Annotated in this window: 2 protein-coding genes; both read right to left on the bottom strand. The window is 29.9% G+C overall.

Translation table 11 applies throughout. From position 1 onward, the window contains the following. Positions 1–82: 82 nt before the first annotated feature. Entirely contained in the window at positions 83–265 is a 183-nt protein-coding gene (locus Q0935_RS15815; RefSeq protein ID WP_299255369.1) for a hypothetical protein, read from the bottom strand. 57 nt (positions 266–322) lie between these two features. Further along, the coding region (locus tag Q0935_RS15810; RefSeq protein WP_299388328.1) for a hypothetical protein at positions 323–529 on the bottom strand (207 nt) is incomplete at its 5' end.

Here is a 529-nt window from a genome sequence, read left to right as displayed (position 1 = left end):
AATGTTAGTTTAAGGGTTTTCATGTTAGTTTGTTTTATGTTGCTATTAATGGTTTTTTTTGAAATCTAAATTATAGTGAAGTTTAACCTTGAGATGGTACTTTTCTTTTTCCTCTTATCTCGATAAATGCTGTTAAGTCAACACTTGGCTTAGATAATTCGTGATTTACTGTTTCTGTAACTGTGTCTGTATCGTTAGATGGTAATACTGCAGTTAGTAATCCTATTGAAAAAAGTGCGATTAATGTTAGTTTAAGGGTTTTCATGTTAGTTTGTTTTATGTTGCTATTAATGTTTTTTTGAAATCTAAATTATAGTGAAGTTTAACCTTGAGATGGCACTTTTCTTTTTCCTCTTATCTCGATAAATGCTGTTAAGTCAACACTTGGCTTAGATAATTCGTGATTTACTGTTTCTGTAACTGTGTCTGTATCGTTAGATGGTAATACTGCTGTTAGTAATCCTATTGAAAAAAGTGCGATTAATGTTAGTTTAAGGGTTTTCATGTTAGTTTGTTTTATGTTGCTATT

The sequence above is a fragment of the uncultured Lacinutrix sp. genome, assembly GCF_947500605.1.
Classification (GTDB): Bacteria; Bacteroidota; Bacteroidia; order Flavobacteriales; family Flavobacteriaceae; genus Lacinutrix.
Note: the sequence above shows the minus strand (reverse complement) of the source record. Positions and strands in the feature narration are given on the sequence as shown.

Excerpts from the sequence above, each read along its gene's own strand:
- Q0935_RS15815 (WP_299255369.1), bottom strand. The coding sequence starts at position 265 with ATGAAAACCCTTAAACTAACATTAATCGCACTTTTTTCAATAGGATTA.